Origin of the sequence: Kitasatospora sp. NPDC096147 (assembly GCF_044763225.1) — a bacterium.
Taxonomy (GTDB): domain Bacteria; phylum Actinomycetota; class Actinomycetes; order Streptomycetales; family Streptomycetaceae; genus Kitasatospora.
Genome location: NZ_JBIWFX010000021.1, coordinates 70355 through 96968, shown reverse-complemented (window position 1 = coordinate 96968; position 26614 = coordinate 70355). Strand labels below are relative to the sequence as shown.

The window sequence follows — 26614 nt, the reverse complement described above, 5'->3', positions numbered from 1 at the left end:
GTCGTCGGGCATGCGGGTGCCGTCCGGTCGGCCCGGGCTGTGCCCGGCGGCCGGTGTGGACGGGCTGTTCAGGTGACCCGGACCACCGTGCTGTGCCAGCCGGTGGCGCCGGACGGATAGGGGGTGGCGCGGTCCTCCGGCTGGGTGGTGCCGGTGCCGTCGGTGGCCCGGACCTCCAGGCGGTGGGTGCCGCTGGGGACGTTGCGCCAGGTGTGGCTCCACTGCCGCCACAGGTCGGGCCCGCCGTCGGCCGCCAGGGTGGCTTCGGCCCAGGGGCCGCCGTTCACCCTCAACTCGACTGCGGCGACGCCCCGGTGGGTGGCCCAGGCGGTGCCGGCCACCGTGACGTCCCCGGCCGGGACCCTGGCGAACGGGGCCGGGACCTCGATCCGCGAGGCGGTCCGCACCTCGCCGGTGCGGTCCCAGCCCCGCTTGACCCAGTACGGGTCACGGGCGGCGAAGGTGGTGACCTCCAGGTCCACCAGCCACTTGGTCGCGGAGGTGTAGCCGTAGAAGCCTGGGACCACCGTGCGGCACGGGAAACCGTTCGCGAGCGGCAGCGGTTCGCCGTCCATCCCGACCGCCAGCAGCGCCGGACGGCCGTCCAGCACGGAGGCGAGCGGGGTGCCGATGGTCATGCCCTCGCGCGAGCGGCCGAGCAGTTGGTCGGCTCCCGGCCGCACCCCGGCGCGGCGCAGCAGCGCGGGCAGCGAGGCACCGAGCCAACGGGTGGTGGAGACGTACGGGCCGCCGACCTCGTTGGAGACGCAGGAGAGGGTGTGGTCGAGCTCCTCCAGCGGGAGCCGGAGCAGTTCCTGGTAGCCCAGCTCCAGCGGGCGGTCGACCAGGCCGTGCAGCCGCAGGGTCCAGCTGCGCGGGTCGATCCGGGGGACGGAGAGGGCGGTGTCCACCCGGTAGAAGTCCTGGCTGGGCGTCAGGAAGGAGGACAGCCCGGGAATGTCGGGGTGCACTCCCGGCGGCAGCGGGCGAGCCGGCACGGTCGGGGCGGGCAGCCGGACGGCGTCGCGCAGGGCGGTGACGTCTCCCCGGCGCTCACCGATCTTCCGGCCGCCGTAGCCGGCCGTCAGTCCGAGCAGCGCCGTCCCGGCGGTCGCCACCAGCACCGCCCGCCTCGACGGCCCTCCGGGCCGGGGAGCCACCCCGGCCCCAGGGGAGCCGTCGGGGCCGGCCGGACCCCGGCCGCCGACGGCGGAGGTCCGGCCCGTTCCGTCGGCCCCGGCGGAGGCCGGCGGAACGGGAGCCGATGCGGCGACCGTGGCAGAAGCCGCATCGACACCCTCCCCGTCGGTCACGCCTCGGGCCGGAACACCGGCGGGGTCGTCGGTCGGGTCGTTGCTCGGGTCGTTGGTCGGGGCCCCGGCCGGGCCGTCGGCATCCGCAGCCGACGGCTCCGGCCGCACGGGGCCGGACGGACCGGTCGGTCCGTAGGCCTCCGTCGCCCCGGCGGGGCCCCGGCGGCCCGACACCACCGGCCCCACCTGGTCCCCCGGTGCACCGGTGCCCTCAGCGGCCCCAACACTCTTGAGGACACCGGCCGTTGAAAGGTTCGCGGCCGGTCCCACAGCTACCGCCGCCCGGCGGGCGCGCAGCAGTGTGCCCAACCAGTACACCGCCGCCGCGCCGACCAGCCCCGCCGCCAGCGCGGGCAGGACGTCCGTCCCGCCGCTCTCCGGACGGGACAGCGCCGCCCACGCACCCACGCCGCCGAAGAGGGCGAACACCCCGGCGCCCAGAGCCGGGCGCCGGGCGGCGAGCACCCCGGCCAGCACGGCCAGGGCCGCGACGGTGAGCAGGATGCCGCCGATCAGGACCGGCTTGTCGTTGGTGCCGAAGGTCCGGACGGCGTACTCCTTGAGCGGAGTGGGCGTCAGGTCGATGGCCGCCGAACCGACCGCGAGGACGGGCGCACCGGCCGGGCCGGTGAAGGCCGCGACCAGCTCCCCCGCACCCACCGCCGCGCACGCGGCGGCCAGGCCGGCCGCCCCGGCCGGGACGGACCGGCGCAGTGCGGCGGCCACCCTCCCGGGGAGGGGGCGTCGGGGTCCTGTCGGCTCTCTGCTCACACCCGGCATTCGGGACCACTCCAGCACCGGATGGGTCGTCCTTCCGGCTTTCCCCCTTCCGGGTGAACGGCCTCGGCATCACCGCAGGTCAGAAGGCGTAGCGGATTCGCAGCCAGGGGGCGTGACGCTCGATCAGCCCGCGCAGTTCGGCGAGCGCGCGGGTCTTGGTCTGCACCCGGTAGCGGACGTTCACGCTGCCGTTCTGGGAGAGCTTGGGCTCCTGGAGGGCGGGGCGCCAGAGGACGGCCTCCGCCTTGGGGTGCCAGCCCAGGTTCACCTGGTGCAGCGCCTCGTTGTGGGTGAGCATGATGATCTCGGCGGCGGCCTGCCGCTTCACCGCCGTCGGCAGCAAGTCGTCCATCCGGTACAGGAGTTCGACCCAGTCGGCCTGCCAGCCGGCTCGCAGCACCACCGGGGAGAGGTTGAAGTGCACCTCGTACCCGGCGTCCAGGAAGTCCCCGGCCGCCGCGATCCGGTCCGGGACGGGTGTGGTGCGGACGTCCAGCAGCCGGGCGTCGGCCGGTGGCATCAGGGAGAACCGGATCCGGGTCCGGCCGCGCGGGTCGAGCTCCAGCAGCTGCGGGTTGACCCACTTGGTGGCGAAGCTCGCCTTGGCGGTCGGCCAGTCACGGAAGGCCCGGATCAGGTCGGCGGTGTTGTCGCAGACCAGGGCGTCGACCGAGCAGTCGTTGTTCTCGCCGATGTCGTAGACCCAGGCGGCCGGGTCGCACTGGTTCGGCTCGGGCTTGCGTCCCTGCCGGGCCACGTGCCGGCCGAGGTAGCCGATGATCTTGTCGATGTTGGTGAAGACCGTGATCGGGTTGGCGTAGCCCTTGCGGCGCGGCACGTAGCAGTACGCGCAGGCGAGCGCGCAGCCGTTGGCCGTGCTGGGGGCGATCCAGTCGGCGGAGCGGCCGTTGGGGCGGGCGGTAAGCGCTTTCCGCACCCCGAGCACCAGGTCCTCACTCTTGATCCTGGCCCACCGTTCGACGTTGCCCGCGTTGCCGTGCAGGTGCGGGATGTTCCAGTGCGAGGCCACCTCGATCACCTCGGCCCCGGGGAACCGGGCCAGCACCTGGCGGCCGCGCGCGGAGGCCAGCGCCTCGGGTTCGGCGTGGATGCGGCGGACGTCCAGGGGCCGGAACGGCCGGGGCGGACGCGGGGCGGGGGCTGACACGGGGGACCTCCGGAGGACGGGAACGTGCACGGGGCTTTCGGAGCGGAGGCCGCAACGGATCGCCCGACGCCCGCCCCCGTGCGCCCCCGTCCGCCACCCGGACGGACTTCCGCCCCGCCGGACCAATCCGATCGGGCCTCCGCACCGAAGTGGGGATGTCGAGTACGTCCGCACCCGGCCCTCGGTCTCCCAGGAGGTCAGCCCACATGCACCGCCCCGCCAGGTACCGCACCCCGGAGGCGACCGGATGAGCACCGTCGTCCACCTCAGTGGCCCGCAACGACGCGGCCCCGACCTGCGCGAGCTGGTCGCCAAGGTCGCGTTCGGCGATCAGGACGCCTTCGGGCGGCTGTACGACGCCGTGGCCGGGCCGGTGTTCGGGCTGGTCCGCCGGGTGCTGCGGGATCCGGCCCAGTCCGAGGAGGTCACCCAGGAGGTGATGCTGGAGCTGTGGCGGTTCGCCGCCCGGTACCAGCCGGAGCGCGGCGAGGTGCTGCCCTGGGTGCTGACCATCGCGCACCGCCGCGCGGTCGACCGGGTGCGGTCCGCCCAGGCGGCGGCCGACCGGGAGCAGGCGGTGGCCGCCCGCGACCACTCCCCCGGCTACGACGAGGTGGCCGAGCAGGTGGAGGGCCGGCTGGAGCGCGAGCAGGTCCGCCGCTGTCTCCAGGCGCTCACCGAACTCCAGCGCGAGTCCGTCACCCTGGCCTACTACCGGGGGTACAGCTACCCCCAGGTGGCCGAACTGCTGGCGGTGCCGCTCGGCACCGTGAAGACCCGGATGCGGGACGGCCTGATCCGCCTGCGCGACTGCCTGGGGGTGGGAGCATGACCAGCGCACCCGAGCTGCACACGCTCTCCGGGGCGTACGCCGCGCACGCCTTGGAGGCCGCCGAACGGGACGCCTTCGAGCGCCACCTGACGGACTGCCAGGCCTGTGCCCGCGAGGTGGACGAGTTCCTCGCCACCCTGGCCCGCCTCGGCGCCGCCGAGGCGGCTGCGCCGCCGCCCGAGCTGAAGTCCCGGGTGCTGGCACAGCTCCCCACGGTCCGGCAGCTGCCGCCGCTCACCACCGAACCGGACGGCCGCCCCGCCGCCGTCCGCAGTCGGCTCCCCCGTCTCGTGCTGGCCGCCTCGGTCGCGCTCGCCGCGCTGTTCGGCGGCATCGCCGTCCAGCAGTACCAGCAGGCCGAGCGGGCCCGGACCGAGACGGCCCGGCTGGCGGAGCGTCAGGCTTCGTTCGCCGCCCTGCTGACCGCCCCCGATGCCAAGGTCAGCTCCTCCTCCAGCGGCGGCGCGACCGGCACCGTGGTCTGGTCGCGCAGCCGGGGCCAGGCCGGCTTCATCGCCTCCGGGATGCCCGCCCTGCCGTCGGACCGGACGTACGAGCTCTGGTACGACGACGCGGGCACCATGCGGCCGGCCGGGCTGCTGCCCTCCGGCAACGGCGCGGTGCTGCTGACCGGCGCGCTGCGGAACGCCGGCGGCGTCGGGGTCACGGTCGAACCGGCCGGCGGCTCCGAACGGCCGAGCGGCGCACCGGTGATGGTGCTCGCCTTCACCTGACGGCGCGGCCCGGTTCCACCTGACGGACCGGCAGCCGTCCGCTCCGGCGCAGCAGTGCCGGCCGTCGACTCCGCCACCGCCGCACCGGCGGTCGGCAAGGGTCCGGCGCGTACCCGCCTACCCGGCGCCCGTTCCGGCAGTCATCCCCATCCGTCCCCCGATCGGAGCAATCCGGTCGGGGGACGGCTCCGAATCACCGGTGAACGCCCGCTCCCGCGCTGCCCGTTCGGCGCGACCGGCCCCACCGGAGATCCCCCGTGACCGACACCGTCCCCACCCCCGACGACACCCACCGCCGCACCTCCGGCCGGACGCCCGGGCGCACGTCCGGCCGCTCGCCCGGCCGCCGGGTGGCGGTGGTCGGCGCCGGGGTGGCCGGGCTGACCGCCGCGTACGAGCTGGTCCGGGCCGGTGTCCTGGTGGAGCTGTTCGAGGCCGCGCCCCGGCTCGGCGGCCACGCCCACACCCAGACCGCGACCACCGCCGACGGCCGCCAACTCCACCTGGACACCGGCTTCCTGGTGCACAACCGCCGCACCTACCCGGAGCTCACCCGGCTCTTCACGGAGCTCGGGGTGCAGACCCGGGAGAGCGAGATGAGCATGTCCGTCCGCTGCGAGGGCTGCGGGCTGGAGTACGCCGGTGCGCGCGGCCCGGCCGGGCTGCTGGCCCGCCCCGGTCTGGCGCTGCGCGGCCACTACCTGCGGATGCTGGCCGAGGTGCCGCGCTTCCACCGGCTGGCCCGCCGGCTGCTGGCCGACGACCGGGCGGGGGACCCGCCGCTGCGGTCCTGGCTGGAGCGGGCCGGCTTCTCCTCGTACTTCGTGCACCACTTCATGACCCCGCTGGTCTCCGCCGTCTGGTCCTGCGCCCCCGACCTGGCGGGCGACTACCCCGCCCGCTACCTCTTCACCTTCCTGGACAACCACGGCCTGCTCTCGGTGACCGGCTCGCCGACCTGGCGGACCGTCGTCGGCGGCTCCCGCACCTACGTCGAGAAGATCGCCGCCCAGGTGCCGGTGGTGCACCGCTCGGCCCCGGTCCGCGCGGTGCACCGCCACACCGACGGCGTCACCGTGACCACCGCGGACGGGCTGCACCACCCCGCCGACGCGGTGGTCGTCGCCACCCACGCCGACCAGGCGCTGCGGCTGCTGGCCGACCCGACGCAGGCGGAGGGCGAGGTGCTCGGCGCCTTCCGCTACTCCCGCAACCCCACCGTGCTGCACCGCGACGTCTCCCGGCTGCCCCGCGCCACGTGGGCCCGGGGCTCCTGGAACTACACGATGGCCGGCTGCCGGGACGGAGCCGACCAGGTCCAGGTCAGCTACCACCTCAACCGGCTGCTCGGCCTGGACACCTCCGAGGACTTCCTGGTCACCCTGAACGACGACCGCCACCAGCCGGTGCCGGAGGGCCTGGTCATCTCCCGCACGATCTACGAGCACCCCGTCTACACCGCCGCCACCGTCGCCGCCCAGGGCCGGCTGCCCGAGCTCGGCACGGGCCGCACCGCGTACGCCGGGGCGTACCACGGCTGGGGCTTCCACGAGGACGGCTGCCGCTCCGGGGTCGCGGCGGCCCGGCAACTGCTGGCGGCGGGGGTACGGTCATGACCGGGCCACGGCCACCCGCACTGCCCGGCCGGTGGGGCGCGTCGGTCTACGAGTGCCGGATCGGCCACGTCCGCACCACCCCGCTGCGGCACGCGTTCGACCACCGGACCCACCTCTGGCTGGTCGACCTCGACCGACTGCCGCCGGTACCGGCCGCGTTGCGCCCGCTGGCCTCCTTCCGGGCCGCCGACCACCCGGGTGCCCCCGGTCTGACCCTGCGGCAGAACCTGGACGCCTACCTGGCCGACCGGGGCGTCCAGCTGGACGGCGGCCGGGTGCTGATGCTCACCCAGCCCCGGGCACTCGGCCACGTCTTCAACCCGCTCACCCTCTACTGGTGCCACGACCCCGAGGGCACCCTGGTCTGCACGGTGGCCGAGGTGCACAACACCTACGGGCAGCACCACCGGTACCTGCTCCCGGCCACCCCGGCGACGGTGCCCAAGGAGTTCTACGTCTCCCCGTTCTTCCCGGTGGACGGCGCCTACCGGATGCGGCTGCCGGTGCCGGACGAGCGGCTCGACCTGACCATCCATCTGGACCGGCCCGGCGGGCGGGCGTTCACCGCCACCGTGCGCGGGGTCCGCCGCCCGGCCGGGCCGGCCGAACTGCTCCGCGCCACGCTGCGGCACCCGTTCGCCACCTTCGCCGTCAGTTTGCACATCCGCTACCAGGGCATCCGCCTGCTGCTGCGCGGCTTGCCCGTCCACCCCCGCGAGCTCCGCGAGCGCTCGCGCACCCGCCGTAGAGAGGCACCGACACCGTGACGTCACTGGCCGACCTCCCCCTCGCCGACGCCGCCGACCCGGCCCGCACCACCGACGCGGTGGACCCGGCCGACTGGCCGGACGTGGCCAGGGTGCCGCGCGCTCCGCTGCGCGCCGCCGTGGCCGGGCGGGTGCTGCGCCGGGTGGGCCGTCTGCGCGGCCTCCGGATCGAACTCCCGGACGGGCAACCGCTGGTGGCCGCCCCGCCGGAGGCCCCGACGCTTCGGCTGCACCGGCCGGAGGCGTTCCTGCACCGGATCGGCGCGACCGGTCTGATCGGCTTCGGCGAGTCCTACCAGGCCGGCGAGTGGAGCTCCCCGGACCTGGTCGGCCTGCTCACCGCACTGGCCGCCGACCCGGCCGACCTGGTGCCGCGCGGCACCGGCTGGATCCGCCCGCTCTGGGCCGCACGGCCGCCCGCCACCGAACGGCCCAGCGAGCAGCACAGCCGGGAGAACATCCGGCGGCACTACGACCTCTCCAACGAGCTGTTCGCGCTCTTCCTCGACCCCACCATGAGCTACTCCTCCGCGCTCTTCCCCACCACCGCCGACGGCGGCCCGGACGCCTCCTGGCCCGGCCTCGCCGCCGCCCAGCACCGGAAGATCGACCGCCTGCTGGACCTGGCCCAGGTCGGCTCCGGCAGCTCCGTGCTCGAAATCGGCACCGGCTGGGGCGAGTTGGCACTCCGGGCCGCCGCCCGGGGCGCGCAGGTGGAGACCCTCACCCTCTCCACCGAGCAGCTCGCCCTCGCCCGGCAGCGGATCGCCGCCGCCGGGCTGGCCGACCGGGTGACCGCCCGGCTGCTCGACTACCGCTCCGCGCAGGGAAGTTACGACGCGGTGCTGAGCGTGGAGATGGTCGAGGCGGTCGGCCGCCGGTACTGGCCCGCCTACCTCTCCACCCTGGACCGGGTGCTGGCCCCCGGCGGCCGGGTCGCCATCCAGGCCATCACCATGCCGCACCACCGGATGCTGGCCACCAGCGAGACGTACACCTGGATCCTCAAGTACGTCTTCCCCGGCGGTCAGATCCCCTCCCGCGAGGGCCTGGCCGAGGCCGCCGCCCGGCACACCAGCCTGCGGGTCACCGCCGACGAGGGCTTCGGCCCGCACTACGCCGAGACGCTACGCCTGTGGCGGGAGCGGTTCACCGCCCGTGGCGAGGAGGTCGCGGCCCTCGGCTTCGACGCCGTCTTCCGGCGGATGTGGGAGCTCTACCTCGCCTACTCCGAGGCCGGCTTCCGTACCGGCTACCTGGACGTCCGCCACCTCCTCCTCACCCGGGACGGCGCCCGGTGAACCTCCCGCTCGCCGCCCCCGCCCTCGCCACGTCCTCCCTCGCGATCTCGCTGGCCGCCACCTTCCTCGCGGCCCTCGCCGTGATGCTGGTCGCCTTCGCGATCGGCGTCCGGACCGGCCGCCACCGGGGCGTGGACACCGCCTGGGGCCTCGGCTTCACCGCCGTCGCGGTCACCGGCCTGCTGCTGTCGGCCGGTCACGGGGACGGCTGGCGGCGGGCGTTGGCCACCGCACTGGTCGCCGTCTGGGGCCTGCGGCTGTCCGCCCACCTCTGGTGGCACGCCCGGGGCAAGGACGAGGACCCGCGCTACGCGGCGATGCTCGCCCGCGCGCCCGAGGGCCCGGCCCGCACCCGGCTCGCCCTGACCAAGGTCTACCTCCTCCAGGCCGTCCTCCTCTGGTTCGTCTCCCTCCCCGTCCAGGTCGCCCAGCGCCTTCCCGACCCGCCCTCCGCCGTCACCTACCTCGGCCTGGCGGTCTGGGCCCTCGGCCTCACCTTCGAAGCCGTCGGCGACCACCAGCTCGCCCGCTTCCGGGCCGATCCGGCGAACCGGGGCCGGGTCCTCGGCACCGGCCTCTGGGCCTGGACCCGCCACCCCAACTACTTCGGCGACGCCTGCGTCTGGTGGGGGCTCTTCCTGCTGGCCGCCGACCACCCGGCCGGCTGGGCCACGCTGCTCAGCCCGATCCTGATGACCTGGCTGCTCGCCTTCGGCAGCGGACGCCCGATGGCCGAGCGGGGCACCACCGCACGCAGCCCCGAGTGGGCCGCCTACGCCGCCCGCACCAGCGCCTTCCTGCCCCGCCCGCCGCGCCGCAGCTGACGACCGCCACCCGGGAGTCCCGGGGCCGCCGGGCGGGTGCCGACGCCCGGCGGCACCCGCCCTGCCCTTCCGGGCAGGGCATTCCCCCTTTCCGGCCACGGCGCAGGCGCCCCTCGGGGCACGGATCCCGTTCGACCGTTCTCCGGAAAACAGCCCGCCGGCCGGGGCGCACGCCCACCGAACCCGCCTGACCTTCCGTCATGCCAGGCTTCCCTCAAGGGCAACGCGGTGTGAACGCTCGCGCCGACCGCGCGCGCGGCGCACGGACCGCTCTTCCCGCCACGCCCGTTCTCTGCCACAGTCATCGACTGTCCTGAGGGGGGGCTCATCGGAATGCTCGGATTCGTACTGCGGCGCCTGCGTGGTCGGCTGCCGCTGGCCGCCGCGGTGCTGTCGACGGTGCTCACCACGACCACCGGGCTGACGGCGCCGGCCGCCTCCGACCACACCGTCGGCAAGGCCGGCCTGCTGCGCCCGGAGGAATCATGACCCCCCGCCCCAGCACCGCCGTGGACCCCGAGGACGCACCCCACCCCCCGCAGGACGACCGGCCCACCACCCACACCCCCTGGATCCGTACCCGCCTCCGGGCCATGCCCCTCGCCACCCTCCTCACCGCACTCCTCGCCCTCACCACCGCCTTCCTCGCCACCGCCCTCCCCCTCGACGCCGACCGCAGCGCCGACCGCGCCCTGCGCGGCTACCTGGCCGGCTTCGGGACCGAGCACACCAGCCTGCACGCCACTGCGGCCGCAGTCTCCAAGGAGCCGGTCGCGGCACTGGACCAGACCGCCGAGACCCTCCGGCGCCGGATCGGCACCGAGCTGCCGCTCGACCCGGCCGGCCCGGTGTACGGCAGCAGGACCGACAAGGCCCGGGCCGTCCTCGCCCCGAAGCTGACCGCCCCCGAGGGGCTGCCCCCGACCCTCGGCCTGCTGTACCTGCACGACGCCCGATCCCACCTGAAACTGACGGCCGGTCACTGGCCGGGCGACCAACCGGCGCAGGACGGGCTCGATACCGTGCTGGTCTCCGAGTCCGCCGCCGGGACCCTCGGCATCCGCCTCGACGACGTCCTCGAGGGCGAGGCCGGTGGGCGGATCCGGGTCGCCGGTCTCTACACCGCCGACCCGGAGGACCCGTACTGGACCGGCCACGGCTGTGCCCTGCGGGCCTGCGAGGACAGCCTCGGCAATCCGCCGACGCCGTTCTGGACGACCACCGCCCTGGTCGGCGAGAACTCCGTCGGCCAGATCCGGTCCTGGAGCACCGCCGGCAGCACGGACTTCTGGCGGCTGCCGGTCGACACCGGAAAGCTGCGCTCGGACCGACTGCCCGCCCACATCACGGCGCTGGCCGCCATCACCGCCGGGCCGATCCAGGGCTCCCTGATGGTCGAGACCGACCGCCCCGGGCTCCGGGTGCGGTCCGCGCTGTCGGCCCTGATCGAGGAGGCGAACACCCGGCAGCGCGCCGCGCGCGCACTGACCTCGGTCGGTCCGGTCGGGGCGGCGGGCGTGGTCGTGGTGGTGCTCTGCCTGGCCGCCGCCCTGACCACCGACCGCCGCCTCGGCGAACTACGCCTGCTCCGGGCCCGCGGCGCCGGCCGCACCGGCCTGGCCCTGCGACTGCTCGGCGAGAGCGCCGTCACCGTCCTGCCCGCCGCCACCCTCGGCACCACCGCGGCCCTGCTCCTCCTCCCGACGTACCGTCACACCACCGCACTCACCGCCGGAGCCTCCGTCACCCTCCTCGCCCTGCTCGCCTTCCCGCTCCGCGCCCTGCTCGCCCTGCGGCCACCCGGCAAGCACCACCACCGTCGCCGGCTGATCGCCGAACTCCTGCTGCTGGCCGCCACGGTGGCCGCCGTCACGCAGGCCCGCCGCCGGGGCCTGACCCCGCTCGGCGAGGAGATCGACCCGCTGCTGATCGGCGGCCCCCTGCTGATCGCCCTCACCGGCGCGGTCCTGCTCGCCCGCCTGCAACCCCTGCTGATCGGCCTGCCCGCCCGCTGGTCCGCCCGCCGCACCGGCGCCATCACCTTCCTCGGCCTCACCCGCGCCGCCCGCAGCGGCCCCGGCGGACGCCCCTCCGCCCTCCCCCTGCTCGCCCTGCTGATCGCCGTCGGCTGCGCCGCCTTCGGCGCCACCACCCTGACCAGCGTGGTCACCGACCGCGCCGCCGCGGCCCGCTTCCAGGTCGGCGGGGACGCCGCCGTCCGCCCCCGGGGGCCCGTCCCCCTGCCGGACGGCTTCGCCGAGGCGGCCTCCCGGCTCCCCGGCGTCCGGCTCACCACCGCCGTGCACACCGAGGACGACGTGACCCTGGTCACCGACGGCAGCGAGAACCTCCAGGTCAATCTGGTGGCCGCCGACCCGGAGCCCTACGCCCGGATGGCCGAGGTCGCCGGGCGCGGCACCTTCGACCCCGCCCTGCTGCAACCGCTGCCGGACGGCCTGGTGCCCGCACTGGTCAGCCCGAGCCTGCCGCAGGGCGAGTACCAGATCTACCTGCCGGATGGTCAGTCCCTGCGGCTCGACGCCGTCGGCAGGGTGGACGGGAGTCCGGCGGTGGCCGGCACCAGCACCACGGTCGTACTGATCCCCACCGTCCCGGGCCTCGGAGGGCCCAACTCCTGGCACGCCACCGGCCCGGTGGACGAGGCCGCCCTGCGCGAGCTGGCCGACCGGACCGTCCCCCAGCTCGACGGACCCGCCGGGGTCCGGCACGGAGATCCCGGGTACCGCCTGGCCACCAGTGCGACGGTGCAACGCGAGCTCGCCGAGGACCCCTTGCAGGCGGCGTCCGAGCGGACCTTCCGGACCGCCGTCACCGCCACCGCCCTCTACGCCGTCCTCGCCGTCCTGCTCACCCTCGTCCGCGCCACCCCCGAACGCGCCGCCCTCCTCGCCCGCCTGCGCACCATGGGCCTGAAACCCCGTCAGGGCCTCACCCTCGTCCTCGCCGAATCCCTCCCACCCGTCCTCCTCGCCGCCACCGGCGGCGCCACCACCGCCACCGCCGCCATCCTGCTCCTCGGCCCCGCCATCGACCTCACCCCCCTCGTCGGCGCCACCGTCACCCCCGGCCTCACCCTCCGCCCCGGCCCCGTCCTCACCCAGGCCCTCGGCCTCGCCGCCCTCGCCACCACCGCCGTCCTCGCCGAAGCCGCCCTCACCGCCCGACGCCAGATCACCACCGAACTGAGAGCAGGCGACCAGTGACCAACCGGCACAGGCGAGGACACTGGACGGCCTCCGCGCCGCCCCAAGCAGCGGGGCGGTGCGGAGGCCGTCCGTCCGTGGCGTGCGCCTGACCGGACGTCAGACCACGGCCACCACCAGGGAGTCGTCCACCGAACGCCAGGCGACCCCGGCCTCGCGGAATCCGGACTCGACCAGCCGGGCCGTGTGCCAGGCCGCCGGGTGGACCTCGCCGTCCCGGTGGTCCCGGTAGATCTCGGAGCGGGCGGCGACCTGCTCGGCGAGCAGCGGATCCGCGGCGGCCGCGTCCCACCACTCCTTCCAGCCCAGGACGCCCTCCGCCTTCTCCCGCGCCTGGCGGGCCTGCTGGAAGGCGGCGTCGGCGGCGCGCAGCAGCGGGACGTCCGGCTCGGGCGTGTGGTCCGCGTTCAGGAAGACGCCACCGGGCCGCAGGAGCGTGGCCAGGTCCCCGTAGAGACGGAGCAGGTCGTCGGTGGCCAGCCAGTGCAGCGCGGTGGCGGTGACCACGGCGTCGAACGGTCCGTCCGGCAGGGCGCGGGCCCAGCCGACGTCCCGCAGGTCGGCGGTGACCAGGGAGAGGCGGGGCTCGTCGGCGAAGTGACCCCGGGCGATGGCCAGCAGGGCCGGGTCGAGGTCGACGCCGACCGAGCTCGACTCCGGGAGGCGGGCGAGCAGGCGCTCGCTGATGCTGCCGGTGCCGCAGGCCAGGTCGAGCACCCTGGGCGCCGGGCCGGCCACCGCCTCGACCAGGTCGAGCATCACCCGGAAGCGCTCCTCGCGGTCCGGCAGGTACCACTCCTGCTGACGGTCCCAGCTGCGCTGCCAGTCGTTCCAGGCGTTCATGCCCGCTCCCTCGGTAATGGTTCCTTTTCGTACCGGCCTGTTACCAAGCCTAGAGTGGGGAAGTAATGGATGCAAGCAGTAAGTGCCACTTACATTCCTGCGGAGGTTTGGCCCACCGCCCGGCACTCCGTAGAGTTCACGGGGTATCCAGGTAGGGCAGCGAAGGAAGCAGTGCGGGCAATGGCGGGCGACACCACCCAGGGCATCGGCCCGGACACCATCCAGGACGAGATCGAGTACGGCCCGGGCATCGACCCCGAGCGCCTGGCGCTCTGCCTCGACGTACTGGCGGAGCTCGACCGGCTCGACGTGGACCACCCCGACGCGATCACCGTCCGGCAGGCCGTCGGCGGGGTCTTCCGGACCCTCAAGCAGCGCCGCCGCCAGGAGACCCGGGCCCGCAAGACCGCCAACGACCGCGCCGTGACGGCCGCCACCGCGACCGGTGCGCCGACCCGGATCGACGACGAGACGGCCGGCGCCTTCGGCCTCACCACGACCACCACCACCGCGATCGCCGGGATACTGGAGCGCCCGCGCTCCTGCTACATCTGCAAGCAGCGCTACGTCGAGGTGGACGCGTTCTACCACCAGCTCTGCCCGTCCTGCGCCAAGGACAGCCACTCCCGGCGCGACGCCCGCACCGACCTGACGGGCCGTCGGGCGCTGCTCACCGGCGGCCGGGCCAAGATCGGGATGTACATCGCGCTGCGCCTGCTCCGGGACGGCGCGCACACCACGATCACCACCCGCTTCCCGAACGACGCGATCCGCCGCTTCAAGGCGATGCCGGACAGCGACCAGTGGATCCACCGCCTGAAGATCGTCGGCATCGACCTGCGCGACCCGGGCCAGGTGGTCGCGCTGGCCGAGGAGGTCGCGGCCGAGGGCCCGCTGGACATCCTGATCAACAACGCCGCCCAGACCGTGCGCCGCTCCCCCGCGGCCTACCGCGAGCTGGTGCTGGCCGAGTCCGCCCCGCTGCCGGCCGGCGAGCTGCCCGCCGCCACCGTGATCGGCGGCTTCGGCAGCGGCAGCGTGGACCGCCCGGCCCTGCCCGGCCAGGCCCGCGAGCTGATCAGCGCCGAGGACGTCACCGCCCTGGCCCTGGTCTCCGGCTCGGCCACTCCGGACCGGATCGCGGCCGGCACCGCGATCGACGCGGGCGGCCTGGTGCCGGACCTGCACCACACCAACAGCTGGGTGCAGACCGTCAGCGAGGTGGACCCGATCGAGCTGCTGGAGGTCCAGCTCTGCAACTCCACCGCGCCCTTCATCCTGGTCAGCAAGCTCCGTCCGGCGATGGCCGCCTCGCCGGCCCGCCGCAAGTACGTGGTGAACGTCTCCGCGATGGAGGGCCAGTTCAGCCGCGGCTACAAGGGCGCCGGCCACCCGCACACCAACATGGCCAAGGCCGCGCTCAACATGCTCACCCGCACCAGCGCCAAGGAGATGCTGGAGACGGACGGCATCCTGATGACCGCGGTGGACACCGGTTGGATCACCGACGAGCGCCCGCACCCGGACAAGATGCGCCTGGCCGAGGAGGGCTTCCACGCCCCGCTCGACCTGGTGGACGGCGCGGCCCGGGTCTACGACCCGATCGTGCGCGGCGAGGCCGGCGAGGACCTGTACGGCTGCTTCCTGAAGGACTACGCCCCGTCCCCGTGGTAACCCACCTCCGCTGACCGGGAGTTCAGCTTGAGTCACAGCCCGATGCTGGGTGCCGGCGTGATCGTGCCGGGCCCGGACGGCACGGTCCTGATCGGCCGCCGCACCACGGCCGGCGAGCCGCCGACCTGGAGCCTGCCCGGCGGCAAGGTCGACCCGGGCGAGTCCTTCGAGCAGACCGCCGCCCGGGAGCTGGCCGAGGAGACCGGCATCGTGCTGCCCGCCGAGCGGATGCGGGTGCTGGCCGTCCTGCTCGACCACCACCTGGGCCGCCCCCGGCTCACCGCCGCCGTCCTAGCCCCGCCGAGCGACGCCCCCGCCGTGGTGCTGGAGCCGCAGTCCTGCGCGGGCTGGGAGCGGGTGCCGGTCGGCGCGCTGCCGGAGCCGATGTTCTTCCCCTCCGCCCTGGTGCTGTCCCGCTGGCTGCCGGACTACCCGGCGCCGAGCGGCGGCTTCGTCTACCCGCTGCAGCACGGGAGTTGAGAGCCGGTCCGCCGCGGCCACGGGTGCGCACCGACGTGCGCCTGACCGATACTGTGCGGCGTGGACTTCACCTCCGGCGGGACGGACGGGCCGCGTCTTGACGCCGCGGCCGAGGCACGACTCGCCCTCGGCGACAACGTCTGGGGATCGCTGCCCGGGACGGGCGACGCGCGGACTGCGGCCGAGCTGTTCTCCCGTGCGGGCTGGCGGGTCCGACGATCGAGCCGGACCGAGTTCCAGGTCGAGAACGAGTCCGCGGAGCTCGAACTGCTTCCCCTCGAACCCGTCGTGTTCAGCGGGTTCGTGGACCCCGATCGCATCGCCGACCTGCTGGCGGCGCTGAGCGGGATGGGCCTGGCCTTCAGCGTCGAGTTCGAAGATCCTGACGGGCGGGAGCACGCCTTCCGGTCGGCCGGCCCTCACGACTGACCCCGGTCCGAGTCGAGCGCGACGCGGCGGCGCGGGGCAGCCCGAGGCTGTCGCGGAGGACCTCGGGCCGCGACCGTGCACGGGACGCGGGAGTTGACCTGACGTCAGGCGGCGGGCCCCTGCCAGTTCCGTGAGACGCTCTTGACCGGTACCCGACCGAGTGACTACAACTCCCTTGGGAGCGCTCCCACATGTGCGTCCCACGCGCCGCCCCCGTATCCCAGCTCCTCTCCCCCACCCGGACAGAAGGGCCCCACCCCCATGTCTTCCTCCCGTCCTCCGCTGCGCGCGACCGCCCTGCTGGCGGGCCTCGCGCTGCTCACCCCCGGCCTGGCGGCCGGCGCCGCCCGGGCCGCCGAACCCGCCGCCACCGTCCGCGTCAACCAGCTCGGCTACCTGCCGGACGGCCCCAAGCGCGCCACCGTGGTCAGCGCCGCCACCACCCCGCTCCCCTGGCAGCTGCGCGATTCCGCCGGCCGCACCGTGGCCTCCGGCACCACCACCGTGCGCGGCGCCGACCGGGCCTCCGGCGAGTCGCTGCACACCGCCGACTTCTCCGCCTACACCGGCACCGGCACCGGCTTCACCCTGCTGGTGGACGGCCGGGCCGGTCATCCCTTCGACCTCTCCGCCGCGCTCTACGACGGTCTGCGCGCGGACAGCCTGGCCTTCTTCCACCACCAGCGCAGCGGCATCGCCATCGACGCCGCCCTGGTCGGCCCGGCCTACGCCCACCCGGCCGGGCACCTCGGCGTGGCGCCGAACAAGGGCGACACCTCGGTGCCCTGCCAGGCCGGGGTCTGCGACTACCGGCAGGACGTGCGCGGCGGCTGGTACGACGCGGGCGACCAGGGCAAGTACGTGGTGAACGGCGGCATCGCCACCTGGCAGCTGGTCAACTCCTTCGAGCGGGACCGCCGTTCGGGTACCGAGGCGGCGCTCGGTGACTCCACCCTGAAGGTGCCCGAGCGGGGCAACGGGGTGCCCGACGTCCTCGACGAGGCCCGCTGGGAGCTGGACTTCCTGCTCCGGATGCAGGTGCCGGAGGGCAGGCCGCAGGCCGGCATGGCCTTCCACAAGGTGCACGACGCGCAGTGGACCGCCCTGCCGACCAGGCCCGAACTCGACGCCGAGCAGCGCGAGTTGCACCGCCCCTCGACCGCCGCCACGCTCAACCTGGCGGCCACCGCCGCCCAGGCCGCCCGGGTCTACGCCCCGTACGACGCCGCGTTCGCTGCCCGGGCGCTGGCCGCCGCCAAGCGCGCCTGGTCGGCCGCCCAGGCCAATCCGGCGGTGTACGCCCCGGCGGGCGACTCGACCGGTGGCGGGGCCTACGACGACACCTCGCTCTCCGACGAGTTCTACTGGGCCGCCGCCGAACTGCTCGCCACCACCGGCGAGACCGCCTACCGCGACGCGGTGGTCAACTCCCCCGTGCAGGCCGCCCCGGCCACCCCGTTCTGGTGGGGCGACACCGGCACGCTCGGCCGGATCACCCTGGCCACCGTGCCCGGGGTCGCCCTGCCCGCCGCCGAACTCGCCAAGGTGCGCGCCTCGTTGACCACCGTGGCGGACGCCCAGCTGGCCCTGCAGAACGGCCAGGGCTACGCCGTGCCGCTCGCCCCGGACGGCTACGTCTGGGGCTCCAACAGCGCGGTCGCGGGCAACGGAGCCCTGATGGCCGTGGCCTACGAGCTGACCGGTCAGCAGCGCTACCGCACCGGCGCCCTGGAGTCCCTCGACTACCTGCTCGGCCGCAACGCCCTCGACCTCTCCTACGTCACCGGCTACGGCGAGCGCGCGGCCGAGAACCAGCACCACCGCTTCTGGGCCCACCAGTACGACGCCTCGCTGCCGCACCCGCCGGCCGGCTCCTTCGCGGGCGGCCCCAACTCCGGGCTCCAGGACCCGGTGGCGCAGGCCCAGTTGGCGGGCTGCGCGCCCGCGAAGTGCTACCTCGACGACATCGGCTCGTACTCCACCAACGAGGTGGCGATCAACTGGAACGCGGCACTGGCCTGGCTGGTGTCCTTCGCCGCCGACCGTCCGACCACCGTGCCGACCGCCCCGAAGGTGCTGGTCTCCCCGACCGTGACCGTGCCCGAGGGCGGTTCGGTGACGGTCGGGGTCCGGCTGTCGGCCGCGCCCGCGCAGAATGTCACGGTGACCGCCACCCGCACCTCCGGTGACCAGGACCTCGCCGCCGGCGGCCCGTTGGTCTTCTCCCCGAGCACCTGGTCCATCCCGCAGAACCTGACCCTGTCGGCCGCCCCGGACGCCGACACCGCCAACGGCAGCGCCGTCTTCACCCTGGCCGGCCCCGGCCTGGAGCCGGCCACCCTGACCGCCACCGAGGCGGACGGCACCACCGTGCCGCCCACCGCCTCCTGCGCCGTCAGCTACCGGGTGGCCAGCGACTGGGGCTCCGGCTTCACCGCCGACGTGACGCTGCGGAACACCGGCACCACCCCGGTCACCGGCTGGACGCTCGTCTGGACCTTCCCCGGCAGCCAGCGCCTCACCAACGCCTGGAACGCCGCCGCCACGCAGTCCGGCAGCACCGTCACCGCCAAGGACCTCGGCTGGAACTCCACCGTGGCCCCCGGCGGTTCGGTCTCCTTCGGCTTCCAGGCCACCGCCTCCGGCCCCAACCAGGCCCCGGCCCGGTTCCAGCTGAACGGAGCGCTCTGCACCTGACCCGCCGTCGGCTCAACGGCTGCCCGGGGTCCCCGTCGGAGCGGGTGGCGCCGGGCAGTCGACCGCCCCGGGGCGGACGGTGATGCGCAGCCCCGGGGTGGAGAGCAGGCCGGGCAGTTGCAGGTCGTGGACGGTCGCGGTGACCCGGTCGAACTTGGCGTAGCCGGCCTGGATGCCGAAGCGGTGCTCCGGGCTGCCGAGCGGATTGGGCACCGGGGGGCTGCCCTCCGGGGCGATCACCGTGTCCGCGCCGTTGATGTTGAGGTCCACCAGGCCGTCCATGTCCAGCTCGCCGGTGGCGCTGTGCAGGTCCAGCACGGTGTTCTCGGTGACGATCTCCCAGGTGCCCGGGTTGCTGTCGCCGAGCGAGAACATCAACGTGTAAGTGGCGCCCATGATCTGCTGCTGCTGGGCCAGGCAGAGCCCGTTGATCACACCCTTCGCGAAGCCCATCCGCAGCGGGTGGACGGTGGAGGTGCTGCCGTCCGGCCGGACGGCCGTCTGGTCGACCACGGCCGCCGCGTACCGGGTGCCGTAGAGGCTGCTGGTGGTCAGCTGGACGGTGCCGGACTGGATCTGCAGCCCGCCGGCCAGCGCACCGTCCGCCAGCGCGGCGCCCAGACCGCCCGCCACCAGCAGGGCCGGCAGTGCGACCAGCGCACTGCGGCCCCAACGGGTGTGCCCCGTCGGGCCGTTCACGGGCCGGTCACCGTGATGGTGCCGGGCAGGTGCACCGGGTTGTTGGTGTTGCTCAGGTCGGAGTGGTCGTCGACGGTCCGGATGCCGTACACGTCGGCGTCGAAGTTGGTGGCCCCGGCGGTGAGTTGGATGAAGGAGCCGAAGAAGTTCAGCAGGCCCTGGATGCCGCAGATCGGGATCGCCAGCACCGGTACGCAGATCTGCCGGATGTCGCCCCACATGACGGTGGTCTCCGGCCGGCCGGCCTTGTCGATGCCGCCGAGCGAGCCGGTGTCGGGCACCGAGATGGCGATCGCGGTGCCGTCCGGCGCGGTGTGCCGCACCTGCATGTTCTTCCGGATCCTCAGCTGGGTGAAGGTGTACTGGGTGGTCACCCGGGTGGAGCCGTCGGAGAGCCGGACGGTGACGTTGTTCTTCACCGTCAGACCGACCGCGACCATGCTGTCGATGGTCACCCGCATCGGCGTCGGCGTCGGCAGGAACGGCATGCCCAGCGGCACCGGCTTCCCGGACGCGACGGCGGCGGGCGCGAGCCGGGGCGGCGGCGCGGCGGCGTCGGCCGACCGGTCGGGCGCCACGGCCACCGCCACCAGGGCCGCGAACGCCCCGGCGACCGCGACCACCCGCCGCACCCGGATCACTCCGCCGCCCCGGCGCCCGCCCCGACGCCCGCGCCGGTACCCGCACCCGAGCCCGAGCCGGTACCCGCACCCGGGCCCGCGCCGGTGGTGCGGCTCCGGCGCGGGCCCCAGCCCGCCGTCATCGCCCCGCCCAGCACGCCGAGCAGCATGCCCAGCAGGAAGCCGCCCAGATTGGACACCACCAGGGAGACCACCGCCAGCACGGTGCCGATCAGCCCGAAGGTGACCCGCTGGCGCGGCGCGGCGATCGGGATCAGCCCGCACAGCATCATCCCGCAGCCGACCAGGTAGCCGGCCACCGCGTTGAAGCCGACCGCCGTGACCAGTTGGACCGCGCCGAGCGAGAACTTCAGCACCGTCCAGCCGCCCGCGACCAGCCACACCCCGCCCCAGAACGGCCGGGTCCGACGGAAGGCGGTGAACCAGCGCCACCCGCCCGAGGCAGCGGCCCGCGCCCCGGTCAGCACGTGGTGGCCGATCCGGCGACCACCCTGATGTTCAGGGCGGGCAGGGTGAGGGATCCGGCGATCTCCGCCGTGTACGCGTTGGCGTTCAGCCCGGCCAGGTTGACGGTCGATCCGGTCGGCCCGGAGCCGGCCGACCCGAGGCCGAAACCGCCCGGCTGCGCCCCGGTAAGCGCTTGCCCTGCCACCATCACCTGGTCCGCGGACATCCCGAGCACCGCGTTCTGCAGGGTGGTGTTCCCCGAGGCGGTGAGGGTCGGCGCCTGGAGGTAGAGGTTGGAGGCGTTGATGTCGGTGGTCGGGTTGGCGGGCGGGGTGGCGGTCACCGTCTGACCCGCCGTCAGCAGCAGCGAGTACGGCACGCCCGCGATCGACTGGTGGACGATGCCGCACAGGCCCGCCAGCCCGGCGCTGGCGAAGCCGACCCGGGCCATCGCGGTGCTGGTGGAGGTGGAGCCGTTCGCCGCCTCGATCGTCGGGGTGTTGAGGATGGCGCCGAAGCCGGTGCCGGACACCCCGTTCGAGGTGAGGGTGAAGGGGGTGTTGGTGACGTTGAACCCGGCCGCCAGCGCTCCGTGCGCGAGCGCCGCGCCGAGCACGCCGACCGTCACGGTGGCCGGCAGCAGGACGGCGGTGGAGCGGATCCAGCGGGTGCCGCGCGCCGTGCCGTCGGCGGCCTCGGCCCGCATCGTACGGTTCCAGTCGGCGGCCCCGGTGCGCACCGACCGGAGCCGATCGGCTCCCCCGGTGCGCACCGTCCGGAGCCGGTCCGCGGCCGACTCGCGCAGTCGGCCCGGGTACTGACGGAACCTCGACCGGCGGTGCCGGGGTTCGATGCCCGACCGGTCGGGCCGGAGCAGGCGCAGCGCCATCTCAGACCTCCGCCGTCTCGGGCCCGGCCGCGGCGAGTGCCACCCGCCCGCCCCGGCGGCGGAACAGCCCGGCCCGCCGGGCGGGCTTCTCCGGCAGCCAGCCGACCGCCATCGACCCGCCCAGCACCGCGAGGAACATCCCGACGAAGAACCCGCCGAGGTTGGTCAGCGGGAACGAGGCCACCCCGACGATCACCGCCACCACCCCCGCCGTGTGCCGCTGCCCCGGGAGCAGCAGCATCAGCCCGGCCAGCGCCATCAGGATCGCGCCGCCCGCCATGCCGGTGATGCCGCCGACGCCGACGTGCAGGATGCGGCCGACCGGGGCCAGTGGCAGGTAGAGGATCACGAAGCCACCGAGCCCGGTCCAGGCCGAGGCCCAGAACGGGCGGCTGCGGCGCCAGCGGCGGAAGCCGAGCCGGGCCCGGGTGAGCATGGCGGCCGGGGGCGGCGCCGGGGAGTCGAGGGCGGCCCCGCCGTCGGCGGTGGCCGCACCGTCGGCAGCAGCTGGGGTGTCGGCAGCGGCCGGGCTGTCGGGGGTGGTGGGAGTGGATGCCATCGGGATCCTCGCTGGAGCGTCGGGGTGTCTCGGCCTGTCTCAGCGTGCTCGGGGTGCGCTGCGGGACTGCCGGACTGCGCGGGGCGGTGCTTTCGGAGCTGTGGGTTCGGTGAAGTGCCGTGCGGAGCACGGTGGTTCAGGGCCGCGCGGGAGCGGTCGGGGCGAGCTGACCGGTGCGGGCGGGATGGGTGGGACGCCGTCCGGAGGCGGTGCCCCACCCCGGGTGCGGGCGGTGCCGCGGACCGGCGGTCCGTCAGCAGTCGCCGCCGCCCGCGCCCTTGCCGGCGGTGTCCCCGTTGGCCAGGTTGATGGCCAGGTCGGGCAGGGTGATGGCGCCGCCGATGGTGGCGCCGTTGGCGTTGGCCTTGAGGCCGCTGATGTCGGTCTGGCCGCCCGTGGCGTCCAGACCGAACTGACCGGCCGTGCCGTCGGTGATGCCGGTGCCCTTGATGTTGGCGCTGTCGGCCGCCGCACCGATCTGGTTCGGCGTGGTGGCGGTCGCGTTCAGGGTCGCGGTGGCGCCCTTCACCGACTGGGCGTCCAGGATCAGGTTGTTCGCCTGGATGCCCTGCCCGGAGGCGAGTTGGGCACTGGTGAGGGGGGTGGCCGCGGCCGGTGAGGAGATGTTCAGCGACCAGGTGCCGACGGTGCCGACCACCGGCAGGTTGACGGACTGGACCGCGTGGATGCAGATCCCGTCCAACCCCGCCTTGGGCAGGCCGACTTCGGCGGCGGCGGTGGGGCTGCCGGCCGTCACGGTGGTCATCACCGCACCGAGGCCCTTGGGCGCCGCGACGGTGTTCGAGGACAGGGTGAACGGAACGCTGGTGAGCGAGAGGTTCGCGGCCAGCACGCCCTGCACCATCGCCAGCGTCATCGCGGCGATGGCGCAGGTGGCCGGCACCGCGATCAGCGCGGACCTGCGCCAGCGCGTGACACCTCTGGGTTCTTCCTGCATGGGGTCTCCATCCGTCGTCCCGCGCGGCCGAGGGGTGGCGCGGGTACCTGAGGCGCGGCCGGCTCCGGGAGCGCCCATCCCTGACACTCCCGGAGCACTTTACATATTTCGGCTGCGTGTCCAGAAAGTAAGCAGAGGGTGATGGGGTGTCAATAGCGTTGGCACGAGTCGGTACACGCGTCCACCGTGCATCCACCACCCGGCACCGGGCCCGTACCGAGCCCTCCCGCCGGCCGGGGCACCGACGCCACCCCGCGCCCACCGCCGCCCGAGCAGGCGTCGGCGGAGGTCACCCCGCCCCGGCGGCGGGCAGCGCGGGAGCACCGCCCGCGACGCCCCCGGTCCGTTCGGCGGCACAGCCTCCGGGGCCGTCTCCTTGGTGAGGTCGGCGGTGACGCCGTGCGGCTCCGCCGCGTGGGCGGGCGTCGTTGAAGGGGACCTCCTGCCCGTTGGCGGGCAGGGAGGGGGCGTGCTCCGACGGCGCCCGCCCGGCCCCACCGAAGGGACAGCCCCTAGACTCGGCGGATGCCATGGATCAGGGAGACCGTCAGGTCGCTGCTGCGCGAGCGGCTGCTCGACACCGCCCGGGACCTGGTCGCCGCCGACGGCTTCGACCGGCTGCGGATGACCCAGATCGCCGCCCTCGCCGGTGTGAGCCGGCAGACGGTCTACAACGAGTTCGGCTCCAAGGACGCGCTCGGCGAGGCGCTGTTCCGCCGCGAGCTCGAACTCTGCCTCACCGGCATCGAGCAGCAGCTCGACGACCATCCCGGGGACCCGCGCGCCGCCGCCGAGGCCGCCGCCCTCTTCACCCTGCGCCTCGCGGGGCGCAACCCGCTGGTGAAGGCCATGCTCACGGCCACCCGGGACGGCGAGGACGGTCTGCTCTCCTACCTCACCACCCGCGCCGGGTCGGCCTTCACCACCGCCACCGCGATGCTGGACGGGCACGCTGCCACCGCCTGGCCGGCGATCGACCCGGACGCCCGCGAGCTGGCGATCGACACCGCCGTCCGGCTGACCGCCAGTCACATCGTCCAGGGCACGGACGATCCGGCCGCCGCCGCCCGCCGGATCGCCGAGGTGTTCGTCCGGGTCGCCGGGGCCTGAGGCACCTCGGCGGCACCACCCGCGCCCTCGCCCGGCGCGGGGCCGTCCCAGGCTGACCGGGGATCAGTCCTGCGGCGCCGGCACCTCGCTGAGGGTCGGCGCGGCGCCCGGCCGACCGATCTCGGCCGGGGGCCAGACCCGCAGGCCGATCCGGCCGGAGACGGTGGCCAGGTCACCCCAGCCGAAGCTGCGCGAGTCCTCCGAACCGTCGGGGTTGTCCCCCAGGAAGAACACCCGGCCCGGCGGCACGGTCTGCGTGGTCGGCGCCGCCGTCCGAGTGCCGTCCGGCGTGCAGCAACCGCCGGTCCGGTGCGCCTGGGCGGTCCAGGCGGGGAGCTCCACCCGGTACCACGCGCCGCTGCCCGCCGGTTGCAGCAGGACCTCGAACGGCTCCTGCGGCGTGGAGGAGATCCGCACCCGGTCACCGGGCAGGCCGATCACCCGTTTGACGATCACCTCGTCCCGGCCCGGCCGCTTCAGCAGCACCACGTCCAACCGCCGCACCTCCGCCCCGCCGCTGCCCGGCACCGTCAGCAGCCGCTGGCCGTCGGCGAGGGTCGGCCGCATGCTGGCCCCGTCCACCCGCACCGCGAGCGCCGCCACCGCCACCCCCGCGAGCACGCAGAGCACCACGGCTCCGGCGAGCAGGCCGAGCAGCAGCCGCCCGATCCGGCGGCGCGGTCGGTCGGCAGGGACGGAGTCCGCCGCAACGTCCGTGGCGGGCGGGGCAGTCGGCATCGGGCACTCCTGGGGGTGTGATCCGGTGCGACGGGAGGCTAGCGCCACGGCCCGCGTTCCGGAAGACCCGGACGGGCCCGGCCTCCCCGCCCCCGGCCTCCCCACCGACGGAAGCGACCACGCGCAGCCTCCCCAGCGATCGCCACCGCCCCGACGACCGCCGCACTGCGGGCAGGCACATCGGGACCGCCCCACGGACGGTCACCCCACGCCCCGGCGGCCCCTCGTTCGACCCGGCCGACCGCCGCACCGGGGCTGCACCACAGCCCCGCCTGGGCGTGCCGTCAGGGCCGCCGGTCCAGCGCCGCGCGGACCGCCCGCCAGCGTTCCGGGTCATCGACGGCCACCGCGACCAGCTGGTAGGCGCCGCGCTCGCACAGGTCGGTGAGCTGCTCCGCCGTCAGTTCCGCACCGTCCAGCCACCCCACCAGCAGCTCCTCCATGTAGGCCAGCCAGCCGTGCACGCTCGCCCCGACGGCGGGCGTGCGCGGCGTCCCCGCCTCCACCAGCGCGGCCAGGATCCACTCCGCGAACCGGGCCCGGAGGTCGCGGTGCAGCGTCGCCATCGCGCCCGTGCCGCCCCGGTCGACCTGCCGGACCACCGCCAGGTAGAGCGAGGGGTGGCGTCCGACGAAGGAGACGAACCGCTCGATGCCGCCGCGCAGTTGCTCCGCCCCGCTGAGCGCCGGATCGGGCGCGACCTGCCCGAGCAGCTCGTCCGCCACCAGCTGCACCACGGCGGCCCGGAAGCCGCGCTGGGAGCCGAAGTAGTGGAACAGCAGGCCCGGCGACACCCCCGCCGACCGCGCGGCCGTCTCCACCGAGAGCTTCTCCAGGCCGTCGGTGTGCACCAACTCCCGGGCAGACTCCAGGATCTGGCGGCGACGCTGGTCCGCCGAGAGCCGTCGTCCGGAGCGCAGTGGGGGATGCACGCGCGCATCCTATTGACTTCCTCCCGGGTGTGGCTACTTTTGAGTCCTACTCAACAAGGACCCGTCCGGCCGACCCGCGAGGCGAGGTACCGCCATGCCCAGCAGCCCCGTCCGGTCACCCGGCCCGGCCCCGGACCTCGCCCACCGGGCGGTGCTCCCGTACGAGGAGTCCGACCTCGACCGCTACCGCGACCTGCAGCAACTCGCTTACCGGGCAGCCGAGTCGGCCGCCGGCCGACTCCGCGCCGGCATGCGGGAGGCCGATGCGGCCGAGTGGCTGCGGCACTCGCTGCGGGCCGCCGGGCTCGGCGCCTTCCTCCGCCGCCCGGCCGCCCGGTTCGGCCACCGTACGGCGGCGGGCATCAGGCAGGGTGGGGCAGCGGGCGTCGGCGGCCGGCTGCTGGCGCGGCTGCGCGAGCCGGAGCGGCTCCGGGACGGGACGCCCTACCTGCTGGACGGCCTGGTCACCGCGCACGGCTGCACCGTCGGCGTCACCCTGGCCGGCCGGTGCGGCGGCAATCCGGTCTGGGACGTCCTGCGTGCCGACCTGCCCGCCTACCGGGCCCTGGTGCTCCGCGAGGTCCGGCTCGGCCACCCGCTCGGCCGGCTCGGCCGGGCGGTGGACGCGCTCGCCGCCCGGCACGGCTACGCCACTCCCGACCGGGCCCTGCCCGGCGGCGTCATCGCCCACCCGGCCCGGCCCGTCTCCGAGGCGCACCGCCTGCCCCCCGGCCTGTGGGCCGTCTCCCCCCGACTCGCCTTCCGCGGGGTCGGCGTCGCCTTCGAGGAACTCCTGGTGGTCACCGAGGACTCCGCCTGCTGGCTCGACGACGACCTCCCGCACGCCCTCGCCACCACCTGACCCACCGCCAACTCCCCGCCGGGAAAAGCTTCGAGGGTTACCGGGGCGAAACGGCGCGGGCACCTCGGCCTTCACACGGCGTCCCTAGCCTCACCGG

Annotated in this window: 25 protein-coding genes; 14 read left to right on the top strand and 11 right to left on the bottom strand. The window is 74.9% G+C overall.

The window, feature by feature from the left end; translation table 11 throughout:
* Positions 1 to 68 precede the first annotated feature (68 nt).
* Positions 69 to 2039, bottom strand: a complete 1971-nt coding sequence (locus ACIRBX_RS36185) for a molybdopterin-dependent oxidoreductase (RefSeq protein ID WP_402304146.1) — start codon at positions 2037 to 2039, stop codon at positions 69 to 71.
* Between the two features lie 133 nt (positions 2040 to 2172).
* Positions 2173 to 3261: a spore photoproduct lyase family protein gene (locus ACIRBX_RS36180; protein WP_402304144.1), complete on the bottom strand. Its 1089-nt coding sequence runs from the start codon at positions 3259 to 3261 to the stop codon at positions 2173 to 2175.
* A 247-nt stretch (positions 3262 to 3508) separates the two neighbouring features.
* Between ACIRBX_RS36180 and ACIRBX_RS36175 the strand changes: the two genes are divergently transcribed.
* From ACIRBX_RS36175 to ACIRBX_RS36140, 8 genes are all read left to right on the top strand, one after another.
* Positions 3509 to 4093, top strand: a complete 585-nt coding sequence (locus ACIRBX_RS36175; protein ID WP_402304142.1) for a sigma-70 family RNA polymerase sigma factor — start codon at positions 3509 to 3511, stop codon at positions 4091 to 4093.
* The gene (locus ACIRBX_RS36170) at positions 4090 to 4827 is read left to right on the top strand and encodes an anti-sigma factor domain-containing protein (RefSeq protein ID WP_402304139.1); all 738 of its coding nucleotides are present in this window, start codon (positions 4090 to 4092) and stop codon (positions 4825 to 4827) included. Before ACIRBX_RS36175 ends, ACIRBX_RS36170 begins: the two co-directional genes overlap by 4 nt.
* Before the next feature lie 350 nt (positions 4828 to 5177).
* Positions 5178 to 6443: an NAD(P)/FAD-dependent oxidoreductase gene (locus ACIRBX_RS36165; protein WP_402304191.1), complete on the top strand. Its 1266-nt coding sequence runs from the start codon at positions 5178 to 5180 to the stop codon at positions 6441 to 6443.
* On the top strand, positions 6440 to 7210 hold the full coding sequence (locus tag ACIRBX_RS36160) for a DUF1365 domain-containing protein (RefSeq protein WP_402304137.1): 771 nt from the start codon (positions 6440 to 6442) through the stop codon (positions 7208 to 7210). The genes ACIRBX_RS36165 and ACIRBX_RS36160 overlap by 4 nt, the downstream gene beginning before the upstream one ends.
* Positions 7207 to 8511 (top strand): class I SAM-dependent methyltransferase, encoded by a 1305-nt coding sequence (locus ACIRBX_RS36155; RefSeq protein ID WP_402304135.1) that lies wholly within the window; start codon positions 7207 to 7209, stop codon positions 8509 to 8511. Before ACIRBX_RS36160 ends, ACIRBX_RS36155 begins: the two co-directional genes overlap by 4 nt.
* Positions 8512 to 8594: 83 nt before the next feature.
* Positions 8595 to 9335: a DUF1295 domain-containing protein gene (locus ACIRBX_RS36150; protein WP_402304189.1), complete on the top strand. Its 741-nt coding sequence runs from the start codon at positions 8595 to 8597 to the stop codon at positions 9333 to 9335.
* A gap of 333 nt (positions 9336 to 9668) precedes the next feature.
* A complete protein-coding gene (locus ACIRBX_RS36145; protein WP_402304134.1) occupies positions 9669 to 9824 on the top strand; it encodes a hypothetical protein in 156 nt (51 codons plus the stop codon).
* Complete coding sequence (locus tag ACIRBX_RS36140) at positions 9821 to 12559, top strand: hypothetical protein (protein ID WP_402304133.1); 2739 nt, start codon at positions 9821 to 9823, stop codon at positions 12557 to 12559. The genes ACIRBX_RS36145 and ACIRBX_RS36140 overlap by 4 nt, the downstream gene beginning before the upstream one ends.
* Before the next feature lie 99 nt (positions 12560 to 12658).
* Here ACIRBX_RS36140 and ACIRBX_RS36135 read toward each other — a convergent pair whose 3' ends face one another.
* Positions 12659 to 13420, bottom strand: a complete 762-nt coding sequence (locus ACIRBX_RS36135) for a class I SAM-dependent methyltransferase (RefSeq protein ID WP_402304186.1) — start codon at positions 13418 to 13420, stop codon at positions 12659 to 12661.
* Positions 13421 to 13582: 162 nt separating this feature from the next.
* Between ACIRBX_RS36135 and ACIRBX_RS36130 the strand changes: the two genes are divergently transcribed.
* From ACIRBX_RS36130 to ACIRBX_RS36115, 4 genes are all read left to right on the top strand, one after another.
* Positions 13583 to 15076: an SDR family NAD(P)-dependent oxidoreductase gene (locus tag ACIRBX_RS36130; protein WP_402304131.1), complete on the top strand. Its 1494-nt coding sequence runs from the start codon at positions 13583 to 13585 to the stop codon at positions 15074 to 15076.
* 27 nt (positions 15077 to 15103) lie between these two features.
* Positions 15104 to 15556, top strand: coding sequence for an NUDIX hydrolase (locus ACIRBX_RS36125; protein WP_402304129.1), 453 nt, complete (start codon positions 15104 to 15106; stop codon positions 15554 to 15556).
* 60 nt (positions 15557 to 15616) lie between these two features.
* Positions 15617 to 15985, top strand: coding sequence for a hypothetical protein (locus ACIRBX_RS36120; RefSeq protein WP_402304126.1), 369 nt, complete (start codon positions 15617 to 15619; stop codon positions 15983 to 15985).
* A gap of 261 nt (positions 15986 to 16246) precedes the next feature.
* A complete protein-coding gene (locus tag ACIRBX_RS36115) occupies positions 16247 to 18682 on the top strand; it encodes a glycoside hydrolase family 9 protein (protein WP_402304125.1) in 2436 nt (811 codons plus the stop codon).
* Positions 18683 to 18694: 12 nt separating this feature from the next.
* On the opposite strand, the gene ACIRBX_RS36110 is transcribed toward ACIRBX_RS36115, so the two are convergent.
* From ACIRBX_RS36110 to ACIRBX_RS36085, 6 genes are all read right to left on the bottom strand, one after another.
* Entirely contained in the window at positions 18695 to 19381 is a 687-nt protein-coding gene (locus ACIRBX_RS36110; protein WP_402304124.1) for a DUF6230 family protein, read from the bottom strand.
* Positions 19378 to 20022 (bottom strand): hypothetical protein, encoded by a 645-nt coding sequence (locus tag ACIRBX_RS36105; protein WP_402304121.1) that lies wholly within the window; start codon positions 20020 to 20022, stop codon positions 19378 to 19380. Before ACIRBX_RS36105 ends, ACIRBX_RS36110 begins: the two co-directional genes overlap by 4 nt.
* Positions 20019 to 20489, bottom strand: coding sequence for a DUF6114 domain-containing protein (locus ACIRBX_RS36100; RefSeq protein ID WP_402304119.1), 471 nt, complete (start codon positions 20487 to 20489; stop codon positions 20019 to 20021). The genes ACIRBX_RS36105 and ACIRBX_RS36100 overlap by 4 nt, the downstream gene beginning before the upstream one ends.
* Positions 20483 to 21358: a DUF6230 family protein gene (locus ACIRBX_RS36095; protein ID WP_402304117.1), complete on the bottom strand. Its 876-nt coding sequence runs from the start codon at positions 21356 to 21358 to the stop codon at positions 20483 to 20485. Before ACIRBX_RS36095 ends, ACIRBX_RS36100 begins: the two co-directional genes overlap by 7 nt.
* 1 nt (position 21359) lies before the next feature.
* Entirely contained in the window at positions 21360 to 21917 is a 558-nt protein-coding gene (locus tag ACIRBX_RS36090) for a DUF6114 domain-containing protein (RefSeq protein ID WP_402304115.1), read from the bottom strand.
* A 253-nt stretch (positions 21918 to 22170) separates the two neighbouring features.
* A complete protein-coding gene (locus ACIRBX_RS36085; protein WP_402304113.1) occupies positions 22171 to 22875 on the bottom strand; it encodes a cholesterol esterase in 705 nt (234 codons plus the stop codon).
* A 525-nt stretch (positions 22876 to 23400) separates the two neighbouring features.
* Here ACIRBX_RS36085 and ACIRBX_RS36080 point away from each other — a divergent pair.
* Positions 23401 to 23985: a TetR family transcriptional regulator gene (locus ACIRBX_RS36080; protein ID WP_402304111.1), complete on the top strand. Its 585-nt coding sequence runs from the start codon at positions 23401 to 23403 to the stop codon at positions 23983 to 23985.
* 63 nt (positions 23986 to 24048) lie between these two features.
* Here the strand turns inward: ACIRBX_RS36080 and lepB are convergent, their stop codons facing one another.
* Together lepB and ACIRBX_RS36070 are read right to left on the bottom strand one after the other, a co-directional pair.
* On the bottom strand, positions 24049 to 24723 hold the full coding sequence (lepB, locus tag ACIRBX_RS36075; protein WP_402304110.1) for a signal peptidase I: 675 nt from the start codon (positions 24721 to 24723) through the stop codon (positions 24049 to 24051).
* Positions 24724 to 25007: 284 nt separating this feature from the next.
* The gene (locus ACIRBX_RS36070) at positions 25008 to 25655 is read right to left on the bottom strand and encodes a TetR/AcrR family transcriptional regulator (RefSeq protein ID WP_402304108.1); all 648 of its coding nucleotides are present in this window, start codon (positions 25653 to 25655) and stop codon (positions 25008 to 25010) included.
* A gap of 94 nt (positions 25656 to 25749) precedes the next feature.
* Here ACIRBX_RS36070 and ACIRBX_RS36065 point away from each other — a divergent pair, with 94 nt between their 5' ends.
* Entirely contained in the window at positions 25750 to 26517 is a 768-nt protein-coding gene (locus tag ACIRBX_RS36065) for a M24 family metallopeptidase (protein ID WP_402304107.1), read from the top strand.
* Positions 26518 to 26614: the final 97 nt, after the last annotated feature.